The sequence below is a fragment of the Pseudonocardia xinjiangensis genome, from assembly GCF_050948425.1.
GTDB classification, from domain to species: domain Bacteria; phylum Actinomycetota; class Actinomycetes; order Mycobacteriales; family Pseudonocardiaceae; genus Pseudonocardia; species Pseudonocardia xinjiangensis.
The window spans coordinates 7347241-7362702 of sequence record NZ_CP192009.1 but is presented as its reverse complement, the minus strand read 5'-3'; the positions used below and the strand labels follow the sequence as shown (position 1 = coordinate 7362702).

Here is a 15462-nt window from a genome sequence, read left to right as displayed (position 1 = left end):
GCGGCGGACCTACCCGATCGGCGGCAGGCCAAACCTCTGCGTGACCGGATTCATGATCCGGGGCGACGGAGCAGAGGCTCGGGTTGCCGCATCGTCGGCGATCAGCATGCGTCGCTGTTACCTTCCTGCAACATGGCTGCACCTGCTACGCCCTCAGCTGCCGCCGTCGGAGGCCCTGGAGGGGTGACGATCTGTCGCCCGGACGTGGACGACGGAGTCGATTGCTGGCGGCTCGCCGCGAATACCCGGGTGCTCGACGTCAACTCGCGCTACGCGTATCTACTGTGGTTCCGGGACTTCGCCGCGACGTCGATCGTCGCGAAAGCGGGCGACGCGGTCATCGGTTTCGTCACCGGTTACCGGCGTCCGGACGAGCTGCACACACTCGTCGTCTGGCAGGTCGCGGTGGCCGAGGAGGCCCGTGGCTGCGGATTGGGCGCGGCGATGCTCGACGCCCTCTTCGGCGCCGTGCCCGACGCCGACCATCTCGAAGCCACGATCACGCCCGACAATTCGGGATCGATCGCTTTGTTCACTGCGTTCGCCGACCGGAACCGCGCCGACATCCGGCGCAGCGAACTGTTCGGCCCCGAGCTTCTCGGGGCTTCTCACGAACCCGAGATCCTGTTCAGGATCGGTCCGGTCGGGCGTCGAAACCCCTAGGACGAGGGATGAGGAGTAATGACCGTCTTCGACGATCTGGAGTCCGAGGTCCGGAGCTACTGCCGCAACTGGCCGGTGGTGTTCGACACCGCGAAGGGTGCACGCCTGAATGACGTCGACGGCCGCTCCTACCTGGACTTCTTCGCCGGCGCCGGTGCTCTCAACTACGGGCACAACCCGCCGCAGCTGAAGGAGCCGTTGCTGGAGTACCTCCGCCGGGACGGCGTCACGCACGGTCTCGACATGTACACCCTGGCCAAGGGTGAGTTCCTGCACACATTCGAGGAGCTCGTGCTGAGACCGCGCGGGCTCGACTACAAGGTGCAGTTCCCCGGGCCGACCGGGGCCAACACCGTCGAGTCGGCGCTGAAGCTGGCTCGCAAGATCACCGGCCGCGAGTCGGTCATCAACTTCACGAACGCCTTCCACGGGATGACCCTCGGCGCGCTCTCGGTCACCGGCAACTCCATGAAGCGCGGCGGCGCCGGAATCCCCCTCGTGCACGCCACGCCCATGCCGTTCGACAACTACTTCGACGGCACGGTGCCCGACTTCCTATGGCTGGACCGCCTACTGGGCGACGCCGGCAGCGGCCTCAACGAGCCGGCCGCCGTCATCGTCGAGACCGTTCAGGGCGAGGGTGGCATCAACCCGGCCAGGGTGGAATGGCTGCAGGGCCTCGCCGACCTGTGCCACCGGCACGAGATCCTGCTGATCGTCGACGACGTGCAGATGGGGGTGGGGCGGACCGGCCCCTTCTTCTCCTTCGAGATCGCCGGAATCCAGCCCGACATCGTCTGCCTGTCGAAGTCGATCAGCGGCTACGGCCTGCCCATGGCGCTCACATTGATCAAACCCGAGTACGACCAATGGGGTCCCGGCGAGCACAACGGCACCTTCCGGGGCAACAACCTCGCATTCGTCACCGCCGCTGCGGCGCTGCGCGAGTTCTGGTCCGATGACGTCATGGAGCGTTCCACGCTCGCGAAGGGCGAGCGAATACACGACACACTCGAGGAGCTGGCCGGCACAGCGCGTGACGGCACGCTCGTACCCAAGGGCCGGGGGCTGGCCAGGGGCCTGTGTTTCGCGCAGCCCGGGCTGGCGGCCAAGACCTGCGCCGCGGCGTTCGAGCGCGGGCTGCTGATGGAGACGGCGGGGCCGTCGGACGAGGTCATGAAGATCATGCCGCCGCTGACCATCACGGACGCCGAGCTGGAGGAGGGCCTGACCGTGGTACGCGAGTCGGTCGGGGTCACGCTCGAGGGGACGGCGGCATGATCGTGCGCACCCTGGAGGAGATCACCGACACCGAACGAGACATCCGCACCGAGCACTGGCGCAGCAAGCGGATCGTGCTCGCGGGTGACGGGGTCGGCTTCTCACTGCACGAGACCGTGCTCGACGCCGGCTCGGTCAACGACTTCTGGTACGCCCACCACATCGAGGCCGTCTGGGTCATCGAGGGCGAGGGCGAGCTGTACGACAAGGACAACGACGTGACCCACCGGCTGCAGCCGGGATCGGTCTACGTGCTCAACGGCAACGAACGCCACCAGCTGCGACCGCGGACGCGGATGCGCACGGTGTGTGTGTTCAACCCGCCCGTGACGGGGCGCGAGGTCCACGACGAGAACGGCGTGTACCCGCTGATCGTCCCGGCCGCGGAGGAGGAGGCTTCCTGATGACGTTGCTCGACACGACCACGGCCGACCGCTACCCCACCCGCGTGGCGGACCGGCCCTCGCTGATCGAACGCGTCGAACCCACCGTCTGGGGCGGTACCAGGGTGCCCGGCCCCCTGTCGTCCGACGAGCTCGCCGCCCACGACCGCGACGGCTTCGTCACCGTGCCGGAGCTGCTCACCCCCGACGAGGTGGCCGCGTACAGCGCCGAGCTCGACCGGCTGGCCACGGACCCGCGGATCCGCGAGGACGAGCGCACGATCGTCGAGAAGAGCTCGCGGCAGGTGCGCTCCGTCTTCGAGGTGCACCGGATCAGCGACGCCGTGGCCGCGCTCGTCGCCGACGAGCGGGTGGCCGGCCGGGCCCGCCAGATCCTGGGCTCGGACGTCTACGTCCACCAGAGCCGCATCAACTACAAGCCCGGGTTCGGCGGGGGCGGCTTCTACTGGCACTCCGACTTCGAGACCTGGCACGCCGAGGACGGGATGCCGGCACCGCGAGCGGTGAGCATGTCCATCGCCCTCACCGAGAACCATCCGCACAACGGCTGCCTGATGATCATGCCCGGCTCGCACCGCACGTTCGTCGCGTGTGTCGGCGAGACACCGGCCGACCACTACAAGGAGTCGCTGCGCGAGCAGGAGATCGGCACCCCCGACCCGGAGAGCCTCACCACCCTCGCCGACCGGCACGGCATCGCCATGCTGACAGGCCCGGCCGGGTCGGCAACGCTGTTCGACTCCAACTGCATGCACGGCTCGGCCGACAACATCACCCCGTACGCGCGGTCGAACATCTTCGTGGTGTTCAACAGCGTGGACAACGGGCTGACCGAGCCGTTCGCGGCGCCGGCACCCCGGCCGTCCTACATCGCGGCCCGGGAGATCACGCCGATCCCGCGCTGAGCGCGGGCGTCACAGAGCGGGCTGACCGCCGCCGTCGAGGGGCAGCAGGTCGGGGCGCTTGGGCACGAACCCCTCGCCGGTGCGGTGACCGCGCATCCGCCTCCGGACGTAGGGCATGACGAAGTCGCGCATCCAGACCAGGTCCTCGCGCTGGCGGTGCCGCCACGGCGCGGGGACGGCGGCCGGCAGCGGCGCGCGCCAGTCCTCGACGACGGGCTCGCCGAGCGTCTCCAGCACGCGCAGCGCGACGCGGCGGTGCCCCTCGGCGGTGAGATGCAGCCGGTCCCTGCCCCACGTGCGGGGATCCGCCAGCGGAGCCATGCCCCAGAGGTCGACGACCGTGCTGCCGTGGCGCTCGGCGCTGGCCCGCATGAGCTCGTTGTAGCAGGCCACCCGGCCGCGCAGGCGGCGGATGATCGGGTGCATCCGGCCAAGGTCGAAGCCGGTGAAGACGAGAACCTGCGCTCCGGTGGCGGTGACCCGCTCCAGCGCGGAGTCGAACCGGCGCGCGAGGTCGTCGGTGTCGCAGGTGAAGCGGATGATGTCGTTGCCACCGGCACAGAACGCGATCATGTCGGGGCGCAGGCGTTCGGCCACGGGAAGCTGGTCGTCGACGATCTGGTCGAGCAGCTTGCCGCGCACGGCGAGGTTGGCGTAGCGGAACCCCGGCCTGCTGGCGCCCATCCGCTCCGCGACGCGGTCGGCCCAGCCGCGCGGCGTGCCGTCCGCCCGCCAGTCGTCCAGGCCTTCTGTGAAGCTGTCACCGAGCGCCACGAAACTGTTGACTGCCACGTCACGCCCTTCGTTAAGGTCCGCTTCACCCTCTCGACGGGTGCAGATCGCTCCAATATCACCCAGGACCGGCGATCCGCGCCACCGTCCGCCGGGTGATGTGCTGTGTGTACAACGACATGAAGCACTCACGAGGGCTGAGATAGGGCACCCTGACTTCGTGGCTCGTCGCAAACCGAACCCCGACGCCTCGCTGGCGGAGATCCTCGGTGGCCACGGCGCGGCGGTGGACGCGACCGTTCCGGTCGTCGCGTTCGTACTGGCGTTCACGATCGCCGACGCCGTGGCGTGGGCCTCGCCGGTGGCCTGGGCCGGTGGCGCGGCCGTGCTCGCGGCCGCGGTCATCGGCGTGGTGCGCATGCTCGGCGGCAAGCGGCCGCGTGCCGTGCTACTGGGCCTGCTCGGCGTGGCGGTGGCGGCGCTGGTGGCGCTCTACACCGGGCGCGCTGTCGACTTCTTCCTGGTTCAGATCGTGTCCAACGCGGCGAGCGCGCTCGTGTGGGCCGTGTCGATCGTGATCAGGTGGCCGCTGCTCGGGGTGGTGGTGGGCACCGCGCTCGGCCAGCGCACCCGGTGGCGCCGCGACCCGGACCTGCTGCGCGGCTACCAGCGGGCCAGCTGGGTCTGGGTGGGCCAGTACCTCGTGCGGCTCGCGGTGTTCGTGCCGTTGTACCTCGCCGACGCCGTGGTCGCACTGGGCATCGCGCGGTCGGTGCTCACCTGGCCGCTCGTGGCGCTGTGCGTCGCGCTGTCCTGGCCGGTGCTCCGTTCGGCGCTGCCGCCGGGACACCGCGGACTGCGCCATCCGGAGGACGGCGCGGAGGGTTCCCGACCGTCGACGTGAAGGCGGTCACCAACGGTCGCCATCCGGAGCGATTCAGACGCCCGGAGCGTTGAAAATCATGGACGTTCGACAGCCCGAAGATGTGATCGCCGACAGGAGCCATGCCTCAGTTCCCCAGCGCCCCCCGTCCCGACCACTCCCGCCCCGGCGCACGGCACACGCCCCCGGTGCGGATACCGGCGCAGCGCACGCCCCCCCGGCCTCGAACGCCTCCGACCAGGGTCAGCCCACCCACCACCCCCACCACCCAGGCGACGGTGCAGACGCAGCCGAAGGGCGGGGTCGACCTCACCCTCAACAAGGTGCTGGCGGGCGCCGGGGCTGCGGCGACGAGCGCGGTGCTCGGGTCCTTCTTCGGCGCAGCGGGCACGGTGACCGGTGCCGCGCTCGGCTCGGTCGCGAGCACCGTGGCCGCCACCCTCTACCAGCAGTCACTTGACCGCACCCGGGACAAGATCGCAGCCCGCATCCGTTTCACCCGTGGCCGCGGCATGGACGCGGTGGAGGAGCGGGCCGCCGAGATCACCATGCCGATGCCGCGCATCTCGCCCGAGGCGGCCACCACCCATCTCCGCGTCGGACCGGGCGTCCAGCCGGGCGTCCAGCCCGTCGTTGCGGCGCGGTCCCCGCGGCACCGGTTCGTCCTCTGGACGGGGGCGACCGTGCTCGTCTTCGTGCTCGGCCTGCTCGCGATCACGGGGGTGGAGTGGGCGAAGGGATCCACCCTCACCTCGGGCCAGTCCGGGACGTCCGTCGGCCGGGTGATCGAGGGCAACCACGAGCCCCGGCACAAGGAGGAGCGGGTCGAGCCGACCCCGACGCCGGAGCCGACGCCCACCCCGACCACGAGCGCCGACCCCAGCACCGACCCGAGCAACGCTCCCGGCGCCGGTCAGGACAGCAGCGGCACGAACTCCTCTAACGACCCGGACGACGGGGGCAGCGCCACCTCCCGCCCCGCCGCACCCGGCGGCGACTCCGGCGACCTCCGGGACGGCGGCTCCGGGACCGGGGGCTCCGGAAACGGCGGGACCGGGACCGGAGGCTCCGGGACCGGTGGCTCGGGAACCGGCGGCTCGGCGAACGACGGCTCCGGGAACAACCGATCGGGCGGCGACAGCTCGGGCAACAACGGCGGCGCGGTCCCGACCCCGCTGGTCCCGGTACCCGGCGGCGAGAACAACTGACCGCTCCTCGCAGACCCCGCGGCCTCGTCGCAGAGGCTACGGAGTCTGCGAGGACGGCAGCCGGTCTGCGAGGACGGTCAGGCGCGGAGGCGGGCCGCCAGCGTGGCGGCGGCCGCTCGCGGGTCCTCGGCCTGCGTGATCGCCCGCACGACGACGACGCGGTCGGCACCGGCGGCCAGCACCTCGTCGAGCCGGGCCTCGTCGATGCCGCCGATGGCGAACCACGGCCGCGACGGCGACCGGCCAGCCACCGTCCGCACCAGATCGAGCCCCGGTGCCGGCCGGCCCGGCTTGGTCGGCGTGGGCCAGCACGGGCCGACGCAGAAGTAGTCCACGCCCGCCTCCTGTGCGGCCGTCGCGGTCTCGTCCGCACTGTGCGACGAACGCCCGACCACCACGTCGTCGCCCACGATCTTGCGGGCCCAGGCGACGGGCAGGTCGTCCTGGCCGAGGTGCAGCACATCGGCGCCCGCGGCGAGGGCCACGTCCGCCCGGTCGTTCACCGCGAGCAGCGCGCCGTGCCGGGCGCAGGCCTCGGCGAGCACCTCCAGCGCCGCGAGCTCCTCGCGGGCCTCCAGCGCGCCGTCGGCGCCCTTGTCGCGTAGCTGGACGATGTCGACACCACCTGAGAGCGCCGCGTCGGCGAACCGGGCGAGGTCGCCGGTGCGGCGCCGCGCGTCGGTGCAGAGGTAGAGGCGCGCGTCGGCCAACCGCGCGCGCAGGGCGTCTCCGTCGAATCCGGGCACGGTAACCGACCCTACGCGGCACCGGACGCGGCGCGTACTGTGAACCACAGGTGACGCACGGGAGCCCGGCAGCGGGCTGAGAGGGGATCCGGAGATCCCGACCGTCGAACCTGATCCGGGTCATGCCGGCGCAGGGAGCGGGGAGATGACGAACTCACGGTTGACGGTGATCGGCGCAGGGGTGATCGGCCTGTCCTGCGCCTGGCGAGCCGCGGCTGCCGGCCTGCAGGTCACGCTGCTCGACCCGGCGCCCGCCTCCGGGGCGTCCTGGGTGGCGGGCGGGATGCTCGCACCGGTCACCGAGGCGTGGCCGGGCGAGGAGGCGCTGCTGGAGCTCGGCGTCGAGTCCGTGCGCCGCTGGCCCGGCTTCGCCGAGGAGGTCGCCGCCGCCGCGGGCCGCCCCGCCGGGCTGCGCACCGAAGGCACCGTCGTGGTCGCCACCGGGGCAGGCGACCGCGCCGAGCTGGACACCCTGGCGGGCTACCTGGCGCGGCTCGGCCGTGCCGTCGAGCGGCTCTCCGGCCGCGAGCTGCGGCGCCTGGAGCCCGCATTGGGACCGGACGTCCGCGGTGGCCTGTCGGTACCCGACGACCTCGCGGTCGACAACCGCATGTTGCTCGCCGCCCTGCGGGCCGCCGCCGAGCGCGCCGGGGCCACCGTCGTCGAGAGTGCCGCACGGGCCGTCCTCGACGACGGGACGCGCGTCACGGGTGTGCGCACCGACGGGGCCGAGCTCCCGTCCGACCTCGTGCTCGTCAGCGCGGGCGCCCACTCCGCCACGCTGCACCCGGTGCTGCGCGGGCTGGTGCGCCCGGTGAAGGGCGAGATCCTTCGGCTGGCCCACCGCGCAGGCGCGTTCCCGGCGCCGAGCCGCACCGTACGGGCGCTCGTGGACGGCCGTCCGGTCTACGCCGTGCCGCGCGACGGCGGCGGCCTCGTCATCGGGGCCACGCAGGCCGAGACCGGGTTCGACACCGAGGTCACCGTCGGCGGTGTGCGCGACCTGCTGCGTGACGCGGAGCGGGTGCTCCCGGGCATCGCCGAGTACGCACTGGTGGAGAGCGCGGCCGGGCTGCGGCCCGGCAGCCCGGACAACCTGCCGCTGGTCGGCGCCGTGGGTCCGGAGGGACTGCTCGTCGCCACCGGCCACCACCGCAACGGGATGCTGCTCGCCCCGGTCACAGCCGACGCCGTGCTGGCGCTCCTGCACGGCCGTCCCGTCCCCGAGTCGGTGCGTGCGGCCGACCCGCACCGATTTCGCGGAGCGCATCAGCACCCCGAGGAGGTAGCACGTGCACGTGTGGATCAACGGTGACCAGCGCGAGCTGGGCGCTGGCGCGAGCGTGCTCGACGCGCTCACCGAGCTGGGCGCGCCGAGCAGTGGCGTGGCGGTCGCGGTGGACGGCGAGGTCGTGCCGCGGGCCGGTTGGGCGGACACTCGACTGGCCGACGGCGCCCGTATCGAGGTCCTGACGGCGGTGCAGGGAGGATGACGATGATCGGAGAGCCCGTGACACGCTCGGACGTCGACGGCGACGTCCTGGTGATCGGTGGACGGAAGATCCCGTCCCGGCTGATCATGGGGACCGGTGGTGCGGCCAACCTGGAGATCCTGGAACGCGCGCTCGTCGCGTCCGGCACCTCCCTGACCACCGTGGCGATGCGGCGGATCGACGCGGCCACCGGCACGGGCGTGCTCGACCTGTTGCGTCGCCTGGGCATCGAGGTGCTGCCCAACACCGCGGGCTGCCGCACCGCGGCGGAGGCCGTGCTCACCGCGCGGCTCGCGCGGGAGGCGCTGGAGACCGACCTCGTGAAGCTCGAGGTGGTGGCCGACGAACGCACGCTCCTGCCCGACCCGATCGAGCTGCTGGACGCCGCGGAGCAACTCGTCGACGACGGCTTCACGGTGCTGCCCTACACCAACGACGACCCGGTGCTGGCACGCAAGCTGGAACAGGCGGGCTGCGCCGCGGTGATGCCGCTGGGTTCGCCGATCGGCACCGGGCTGGGCATCCGCAACCCGCACAACATCGAGATGATCGTGGCCGCCGCCTCGGTGCCGGTCGTGCTCGACGCCGGCATCGGCACGGCCTCGGAGGCCGCGCTGGCGATGGAGCTGGGCTGTGACGCCGTGCTGCTCGCCACGGCGGTCACGCGGGCAGGAGACCCCGAGCGGATGGCGCACGCGATGCGGCTGGCGGTGGAGGCGGGACGCGCCGCGCGGGGAGCGGGCCGCATCCCGCGGCGCTACTGGGCGCAGGCCTCCTCCCCGGACCCGGACCCCGGCTGAGGCCGTCGCTCACTCCACGAAGCAGAACTCGTTGCCCTCGGGGTCGAGCATCACCTGGAACGAGCCGTGGGCGTCGGTGACCACACCTCCGCTGCGGATGGCCCCAGCCGGACGCGCACGCCGGCACGATGACGGCAGCGTGCGTCAGCCCTCGAGCATCGGCACGACCGCTTCCACGCCGGCGCGATGCCGCCGGGCGAGCTCCTGGTAGATGCCCGGGTTGCCCTCCACCCACCAGCGGGCCGACTGCGTCAGTGGGCCCTTCTCCCGGCTGACCGTGTCCAGCACGAGGGTCTCGTCGGGCACCACCGTGTTGGGGGCGACGGTGGCGCCCGCTCCCACGAGGCAGCGCGCCCCGATGCGGGCGCCGTCCTGGATGGTGGAGCCGTTGCCGATCAGCGCCTCGGGGCCGATCACGCACCCGTGCACCACGCAAAGATGCCCGATCGTCGCACCCGCGCCGACCTCCGTGATGGGATCATTGCCGCCGTGCAGCACACAGCCGTCCTGCACGTTCGCGCCCTCGCGGATGATGATGGGACCGAAGTCGGCGCGGAGCACCGCGTTGTACCAGATCGATGCGTGGGCCTCGACGCGCACATCGCCGACCAGCGTGGCGGTGGGGGCGATGAACGCGTCCGGGTGCACGGTCGGGGACAGGCCCTCGAAGGAGAACAGCGGCATGGCCCGCAGCGTGCCACCCGGGTGCGTCCGGCGCGTCGCTCGGTGGACCGTCTCCCTGCCGGGCACCGTGGTGGCCGACCGTGGGGAGGTGCTCGGCGATGATCGCACGACGTGGCCCGGTCCTGGCCGTCCTCGCGGTGGTGCTCGCCGGCTGCGGTGCCGAGTCCGGGCCGTCGGGTCCGCCGCCTGGCGCCGTGCTGCCCGAGCCCGTGCCCACCGTCCGGTCGACCCCACCGGCGGGCTCCACGGCCGGTGAGACGGCCGCGGTGCCGGTCTACTACGTGGCGGACACCCCGGCCGGCCCGCGGTTGCAGCGGGAGTTCCACCGCGTCCCGTCGGACGACCGGGCGAGTGCCGCCGTGCGCGAGATGCTGGCCGAGCCCACCGGCACCGACCCCGACTACCACTCGTACTGGCCGTCCGGCACCACGCTGCGCACGCCCGTGCGCGTCGAGGGCGCCACGATCGTCGTCGACCTGGCGGGGGCGGACGGTGCTCCGCCGAGCCCCGAGCTCGCGGAGCTCACCGTGCAGCAGCTCGTGTTCACGGTGCAGGGCGCGCTGCAGTCCGCCGACCCCGTGCGGATCCTGGTGGACGGCAAGCCGGTGGCGCGCCTGTGGGGAACGGTGCCGACGGCCGAGCCGGTGCGCCGCGGCGACGACTACGCGCTCCGCTCCCTCGTCCAGATCGACGGGCCCGCCGACGGCGCGGTGGTCGGGCGCGAGGTCGAGGTGACCGGCGAGGCCGCGGTGTTCGAGGCGACGGTGCTGTGGCAGGTGCTGCGTGACGGCGCCGTGGTGCGGTCGGGCGTCACGAGCACCAGCGAGGGCCAGCGGTTCGCCCCGTTCGCCTTCACGGTGGCCCTGGCGCCCGGTGACTACGTCGTGCGGGTGCTGGAGGACGACGTGTCCGGCGGCGAGGGACGCCCCGTTCTGACCGACGACAAGTCGGTGACCGTCCGCGGATAGGCGCCCCCGGCACGTCAGTCCGGTGGGGTCTTCGGGGTCTTCAGCCCCAGACTCCGCAGCTCCAGCGCCGCGAGCCCGTGCACGACGGCCCGGTCGTCGCGCCGCCAGGCCGCAGCGGGGTCGGGGGAGACCTTGAGCAGGCGCCGGACCGGCAGCCGGGTCATCGCGCGCAGGGCCAGGAGATCGGAGTCGACGGAGCGCACCGCCACGGCCGACCGGGCCGCCCGCGCGTACCGCAGGCGCAGCGGCAGCCACACGAACAGCACCGGCAGCGCCCCCAGCACCACGATCCCGACCGCCGTGCCGAGCGCGACGGTCGCGACCGTCTCCAGCTGCTCCCGGCCGGCCGTCGCCAGCGCGTCGCCCGCCCCGGTGCCGCTGCTCAGCCCGCGGGCGAGGTCGTCCCCGACGAACGGCACCTGCTGGGCGGTCCGCGCCGCCTCGTCGAAGGCGCCGCGGATGGTGCCCCCGGCGTCGACCATCGTCTGTGCGGGCCCCTGCAGGCCCAGGATGAGCTCGCGGGCCGCCTGCGCGGCCAGGACACACACCACCAGCCATCCGACTGCGAGCAGGTCCGCCAGCAGTTGGAGCACTACCCGCGCCGGACGTTCGGCGTAGAACCGCATGGCGGCGCAGCGTACGAGCCGCCCGTTCCGCGCCCCCCGGCGAGTCGCCCGTTCCCCACACGCGAGTCGCCCGCCCTGGATGCGCGAGTCGCCCGCTTCGGGCGCGCGAGTCGCCCGTTTCCGGCTCGCGAGTCGCCCGCTTCGGGCTCGCGAGTCGCCCTTCCCCGCGGGCTCGGGGTGCGAGTCTCGACATGATCCTTCCGAGGTCGGCCCGTGCGCCCTCGTGAGGGCGGATCGGTGGATCTCGCGACGATCACTGCTCAGGCCGGCCCCGGAGGGCGGAGGAGCGGCGCTGGATGTCGGCGTAGGTGGGCGTGCCCGCGTCGAGCGGCCGGTCGTCGCGCACGGCCTCCGCGGCCGCGACCGCGGCTCCGACGGCCGCCCGGAACAGCAGCGAGCCCGTGCTGATGCGCCGTACCCCCAGGGCCGCCAGCTCGCGCACGCTGGTGCGGCCGGGGAGGTGCAGCAGGTTCACGGGCCGGTCCACTCCGGCGACGAGGGCGCGGACGTCGTCCGGTGCGGCGAGCCCCGGCACGAACACGCCGTCGGCGTCGGCCCCGGCATAAGCCCGGCCCCGCCGCACCGCCTCGTGGACCGGGGCCGCCGGATCGAACCAGTGCGTGTCGGTGCGGGCGTTGAGGAACAGGCCGGGAGCCCGCTGCTTGACGGCCTGCAGCAGCCGCACCTGCGTACTGACGTCGGCCAGGACGTCGCCCGGCCTGCCGTCCTCGAGGTTGATCCCGGCGACTCCGATCGAGGCCAGCTCGGCGGCCAGGTCCGCCACCTCGGACGGGTCGTCGCTGAACCCTGCTTCGAGGTCCACGGTGACGGGCACGGGCAGCGCCACCAGCCTCCGGACCAGCGTGAGCGTCTCGGTGCGCGCGAGGCCTGCCGCGTCGGGCAGCCCGTGAGCCGCGGCGACGCCGAGGCTGGTCGTGCCGACGGCCGCGAACCCGGCCTCGGCGAGCGCAGCGGCCGAGGCGACGTCCCAGGCGTTGGGCAACAGCAGCGGGTCAGCGCCATGGTGCAGGTCGTGGAACCTCGTCATGCGGGCACGGTAGGACGCCCTCGGTTCGGCGGCCGCCGAAACGTCGGCGCGGCAGGATCGGGGGATGACGACCGGTGCCGCTCTCGCCGACCTCGCCGCGTTGCTCGCCGACCGGACGCGCGCGCAGTTCTGTCTCGCGCTGCTGGACGGGCGCGCATGGACGGCCGGGGAGCTGGCCGCGCTCGCCGGCGTGGCCCCCTCCACGGCCAGCGAGCACCTCGGGCGCCTCGTGGCGGGCGGCCTGCTGGTGGAGCGCCGCCAGGGCAGGCACCGGTACGTCCAGCTCGCCGCCCCGGAGGTGGCGCAGCTCCTGGAGGACCTGGGCGCTCACGCCGCCCCACGGGGAACGGAGCCGGTCGGCCTGCGAGCGGTGGCGACGACGGCCGCCCTCGCCTGGGGCCGAACCTGTTACGACCACCTCGCCGGGCGGCTCGGGGTGGCGATCACCACCGCGCTCGGTGAGCGCGGGCTTCTCGATCTCACCGGCGGGTTCGCCCTCACCACGGACGGGATGGCCTGGTTCCGTGCCGAGCTGGGCTTCGTGCCGGCCCCATCACGTCGTCCGGTCGCGCGTGCGTGCCTCGACTGGACCGAGCGGCGGTCCCACCTGGCAGGGCAGGCCGGCGCCCACCTGCGATCCAGGATGCAGCACAACGGCTGGATCGCGGGCAGGGGCGATGGGCGCGCCGTCCGGCTGACCCCGTCGGGCACGCGTGCGCTGTCCGACCTGCTCGGCGTCACGCTCCCCGCCGCCGCGCCAACCTGACGGACAGGCCGCGCGGTCAGACGTGGATGGGTCCCTGGCGCTCGGCCAGGCGGGAACCGGCGCCGCCCCAGTGCAGGGCGATCATCTCCGCAGCGATCGACACGGCCGTCTCCTCCGGCGTACGGGCGCCCAGGTCGAGCCCGATGGGCGACGACATGCGCTCGATCTCGGCCTCGGTCACCCCGACCTCACGCAGGCGCTCCAGCCGGTCCTCGTGCGTGCGCCGCGAGCCCATCGCCCCGATGTAGCCGACCTCCGGCAGCCGCAGGGCCACCTCGAGCAGCGGCACGTCGAACTTCGGGTCGTGGGTGAGGACGCACAGCGCGGTCCTGGCGTCGATCCGCCCGGCCTCTGCCTCGGCGGCGAGGTAGCGGTGCGGCCACTCCACGACGACCTCGTTGGCACCGGGGAAGCGCGACGCCGTGGCGAAGACGGGACGCGCGTCGCACACGGTGACCCGGAAGCCGAGGAAGCTGCCGATCTTCGCGACCGCGGCCGCGAAGTCGATCGCACCGAAGACGATCATCCGGGGCGGCGGGGCGAACGACTCGACGAACACGTCGAGGCCCTCGCCGCGACGCTGCCCGTCGACGCCGTAGTGCAGCATCGCGTTGCGCCCCGCGTCGAGCAGCCCGCGGGCGTCGTCGCGGATGGCGTCGTCGAGCCGGGCGGAGCCGGTGCCGCCATCGGTTCGGTCGGGCCACACGATCAGCCGGGTGCCGAGCCGCTCGGCGGGGCCGGACACCACGGTGGCCACCGCGACCGGCGACTCGTCGCGGATCGCCTCGGCCACCGCGCCCAGCTGTGCGTACTGCTCGGGGTCGACCTTCTCGACGAAGATGTCGATGATCCCGCCGCACGTGAGCCCGACGGCGAAGGCGTCGTCGTCGGACACGCCGTAGCGCTGCAGGATGGGCCGCCCGTCGGACAGCACCTGCTGCCCGAGCTCGTAGACCGCGCCCTCGACGCAGCCGCCGGAGACGCTGCCGACCGCTTCGCCACCCGGCCCGACCAGCATCGACGCGCCAGGCTGACGTGGAGCGGAACTGTACGTTCCGACCACGGTGGCGAGCGCTGCCGGCTCGCCCTTGTCCCACCAGTCTTCGAGCTGGCGAACTACGTCACGCATTGCGAACCACCTCGAGCAGTTGTTGCAGAGTGGCGAGGCTGTGCCCGGCCAACAGATCGTCCAAGTACGGAAGGGCCGCGACTATTCCGCCCTGTACCGGCGCGTAGCCCTCCTTGCCCGCGTGGGGGTTCACCCAGACCAACCGGTGGGCGAGCCTGCGCAGCCGCGCCATCTGCTGGGAGAGCAGCTCCGTGCCGCCGCGTTCCCAGCCGTCGGAGAAGACCACGACGACGGCGCGCCTGGCCGCACCGCGCTGCCCCCACCGGTCGACGAACGCCTGCAGCACCTCGCCGAGCCGGGTGCCGCCCGACCAGTCGGGGATCGCCTTGCCCGTGGCGGCCAGCGCGCGTTCGGCGTCGCGCATCTGCAGCTCCCGGGTGACGCGGGTGAGCCGCGTGCCGAGGGTGAACACCTCCACGGCGCCGGGTGACCGGCGCACGACGACGTGGGCGAAGCGGAGCAGCGCGTCGGCGTAGGGCTCCATGGAACCCGAGACGTCGACGAGCAGCACGATCTTGCGGGGCCGCCGGGAATGGTCGCGACGGCGCAGCTCGCGCAGCTCACCCTGGTTGTGCAGGGTGGCGCGCAGGGTGGCCCGGGCGTCGGTGCCGCCGTGCCGGGACGGTCGCATCCGGCGGGACCTGCGCCGCGGCAGCTCGGGCTGCAGCAGGGCCAGCAGCGTGCGCAGGTGTTCGCGCTCGGCCGGTGTGAGCTCGGCGAGGTCGCGGTTGCGCAGTACCTCGGCACCACTGGCGCGGGCCCGGATCTGTGGCTCCTGCCCGTCGTCGTCGCTCTCACCGTCGGTGTTGTCCGGGGTGAGTGCGGCGAGCGTGGGCGGTGGCGGCTTGCGGTGGTCGGTGATGTCGGTGCGGCCCCCCGGCGGCGGGGTGAACCAGTCCTCGAACGCGCGGTCGTAGCGCGGCAGGTCGTCGGGGTCGGAGCAGAGGGTGAGCCGACCGGCCCAGTAGGTCTGCGTCCGGCTGGTGACGTCGAGCGCGTCGAGCGCGGCGAGGAACGCGGCCACCCGGTCGGTGGTGATCGCGAGCCCCGCGTTGCGGAGCACGACCGTGAAACCCACCAGACCCGGGACCGGGTCGTCGGTCGGCGCTGGCGTGGACGCGGTCAT

At 73.1% G+C, this 15462-nt stretch carries 19 protein-coding genes and 1 riboswitch; of the genes, 11 read left to right on the top strand and 8 right to left on the bottom strand.

Annotated elements, in window-relative coordinates:
• Window positions 1–204 precede the first annotated feature (204 nt).
• Genes ectA through thpD form a run of 4 tightly spaced genes read left to right on the top strand, consistent with a single transcriptional unit; the run spans window position 205 to window position 3253 of the window.
• A complete protein-coding gene (gene ectA / locus ACQPZA_RS34780; protein ID WP_433276517.1) occupies window positions 205–663 on the top strand; it encodes a diaminobutyrate acetyltransferase in 459 nt (152 codons plus the stop codon).
• An 18-nt stretch (window positions 664–681) separates the two neighbouring features.
• Complete coding sequence (gene ectB / locus ACQPZA_RS34775) at window positions 682–1944, top strand: diaminobutyrate--2-oxoglutarate transaminase (protein ID WP_433276515.1); 1263 nt, start codon at window positions 682–684, stop codon at window positions 1942–1944.
• On the top strand, window positions 1941–2348 hold the full coding sequence (locus tag ACQPZA_RS34770) for an ectoine synthase (protein WP_433276513.1): 408 nt from the start codon (window positions 1941–1943) through the stop codon (window positions 2346–2348). The genes ectB and ACQPZA_RS34770 overlap by 4 nt, the downstream gene beginning before the upstream one ends.
• Window positions 2348–3253 (top strand): ectoine hydroxylase, encoded by a 906-nt coding sequence (gene thpD / locus ACQPZA_RS34765; protein WP_433276510.1) that lies wholly within the window; start codon window positions 2348–2350, stop codon window positions 3251–3253. The genes ACQPZA_RS34770 and thpD overlap by 1 nt, the downstream gene beginning before the upstream one ends.
• Window positions 3254–3262: 9 nt before the next feature.
• Here the strand turns inward: thpD and ACQPZA_RS34760 are convergent, their stop codons facing one another.
• Window positions 3263–4045, bottom strand: a complete 783-nt coding sequence (locus ACQPZA_RS34760; protein WP_433276508.1) for an SGNH/GDSL hydrolase family protein — start codon at window positions 4043–4045, stop codon at window positions 3263–3265.
• A 160-nt stretch (window positions 4046–4205) separates the two neighbouring features.
• Here ACQPZA_RS34760 and ACQPZA_RS34755 point away from each other — a divergent pair, with 160 nt between their 5' ends.
• Both ACQPZA_RS34755 and ACQPZA_RS34750 read left to right on the top strand, forming a co-directional pair.
• Window positions 4206–4889, top strand: coding sequence for a DUF3159 domain-containing protein (locus tag ACQPZA_RS34755; RefSeq protein ID WP_312859599.1), 684 nt, complete (start codon window positions 4206–4208; stop codon window positions 4887–4889).
• A 257-nt stretch (window positions 4890–5146) separates the two neighbouring features.
• Window positions 5147–6076, top strand: coding sequence for a hypothetical protein (locus ACQPZA_RS34750; RefSeq protein ID WP_433276505.1), 930 nt, complete (start codon window positions 5147–5149; stop codon window positions 6074–6076).
• A 77-nt stretch (window positions 6077–6153) separates the two neighbouring features.
• Here the strand turns inward: ACQPZA_RS34750 and thiE are convergent, their stop codons facing one another.
• The gene (thiE, locus tag ACQPZA_RS34745) at window positions 6154–6822 is read right to left on the bottom strand and encodes a thiamine phosphate synthase (protein ID WP_433276503.1); all 669 of its coding nucleotides are present in this window, start codon (window positions 6820–6822) and stop codon (window positions 6154–6156) included.
• Between the two features lie 47 nt (window positions 6823–6869).
• A riboswitch (TPP riboswitch) is annotated at window positions 6870–6976 on the top strand.
• Between thiE and thiO the strand changes: the two genes are divergently transcribed.
• From thiO to ACQPZA_RS34730, 3 genes are all read left to right on the top strand, one after another.
• Window positions 6968–8137, top strand: a complete 1170-nt coding sequence (gene thiO / locus ACQPZA_RS34740) for a glycine oxidase ThiO (protein WP_433276500.1) — start codon at window positions 6968–6970, stop codon at window positions 8135–8137. It overlaps the preceding riboswitch by 9 nt.
• Entirely contained in the window at window positions 8115–8315 is a 201-nt protein-coding gene (thiS, locus tag ACQPZA_RS34735) for a sulfur carrier protein ThiS (RefSeq protein WP_433276497.1), read from the top strand. Before thiO ends, thiS begins: the two co-directional genes overlap by 23 nt.
• Before the next feature lie 2 nt (window positions 8316–8317).
• Entirely contained in the window at window positions 8318–9115 is a 798-nt protein-coding gene (locus ACQPZA_RS34730; RefSeq protein WP_433276494.1) for a thiazole synthase, read from the top strand.
• 9 nt (window positions 9116–9124) lie between these two features.
• On the opposite strand, the gene ACQPZA_RS34725 is transcribed toward ACQPZA_RS34730, so the two are convergent.
• Together ACQPZA_RS34725 and ACQPZA_RS34720 are read right to left on the bottom strand one after the other, a co-directional pair.
• Window positions 9125–9253 carry a VOC family protein gene (locus ACQPZA_RS34725; protein WP_433283110.1) on the bottom strand — a complete coding sequence of 43 codons (129 nt, stop codon included), beginning with the start codon at window positions 9251–9253 and terminating at the stop codon, window positions 9125–9127.
• Window positions 9254–9259: 6 nt separating this feature from the next.
• Complete coding sequence (locus ACQPZA_RS34720) at window positions 9260–9799, bottom strand: gamma carbonic anhydrase family protein (RefSeq protein WP_433276491.1); 540 nt, start codon at window positions 9797–9799, stop codon at window positions 9260–9262.
• Between the two features lie 98 nt (window positions 9800–9897).
• On the opposite strand from ACQPZA_RS34720, the gene ACQPZA_RS34715 reads away from it, so the two are divergent.
• Window positions 9898–10767 (top strand): GerMN domain-containing protein, encoded by an 870-nt coding sequence (locus ACQPZA_RS34715; RefSeq protein WP_433276489.1) that lies wholly within the window; start codon window positions 9898–9900, stop codon window positions 10765–10767.
• Window positions 10768–10781: 14 nt separating this feature from the next.
• On the opposite strand, the gene ACQPZA_RS34710 is transcribed toward ACQPZA_RS34715, so the two are convergent.
• Together ACQPZA_RS34710 and ACQPZA_RS34705 are read right to left on the bottom strand one after the other, a co-directional pair.
• On the bottom strand, window positions 10782–11393 hold the full coding sequence (locus ACQPZA_RS34710; protein WP_433276486.1) for a hypothetical protein: 612 nt from the start codon (window positions 11391–11393) through the stop codon (window positions 10782–10784).
• Between the two features lie 253 nt (window positions 11394–11646).
• Complete coding sequence (locus ACQPZA_RS34705) at window positions 11647–12441, bottom strand: isocitrate lyase/PEP mutase family protein (RefSeq protein ID WP_433276484.1); 795 nt, start codon at window positions 12439–12441, stop codon at window positions 11647–11649.
• 64 nt (window positions 12442–12505) lie between these two features.
• Here ACQPZA_RS34705 and ACQPZA_RS34700 point away from each other — a divergent pair, with 64 nt between their 5' ends.
• Window positions 12506–13207: an ArsR/SmtB family transcription factor gene (locus ACQPZA_RS34700; protein ID WP_433276482.1), complete on the top strand. Its 702-nt coding sequence runs from the start codon at window positions 12506–12508 to the stop codon at window positions 13205–13207.
• Between the two features lie 16 nt (window positions 13208–13223).
• Here ACQPZA_RS34700 and ACQPZA_RS34695 read toward each other — a convergent pair whose 3' ends face one another.
• Window positions 13224–14336, bottom strand: a complete 1113-nt coding sequence (locus ACQPZA_RS34695; protein WP_169397032.1) for an XdhC family protein — start codon at window positions 14334–14336, stop codon at window positions 13224–13226.
• Window positions 14329–15462: a vWA domain-containing protein gene (locus ACQPZA_RS34690; protein WP_169397033.1), complete on the bottom strand. Its 1134-nt coding sequence runs from the start codon at window positions 15460–15462 to the stop codon at window positions 14329–14331. Before ACQPZA_RS34690 ends, ACQPZA_RS34695 begins: the two co-directional genes overlap by 8 nt.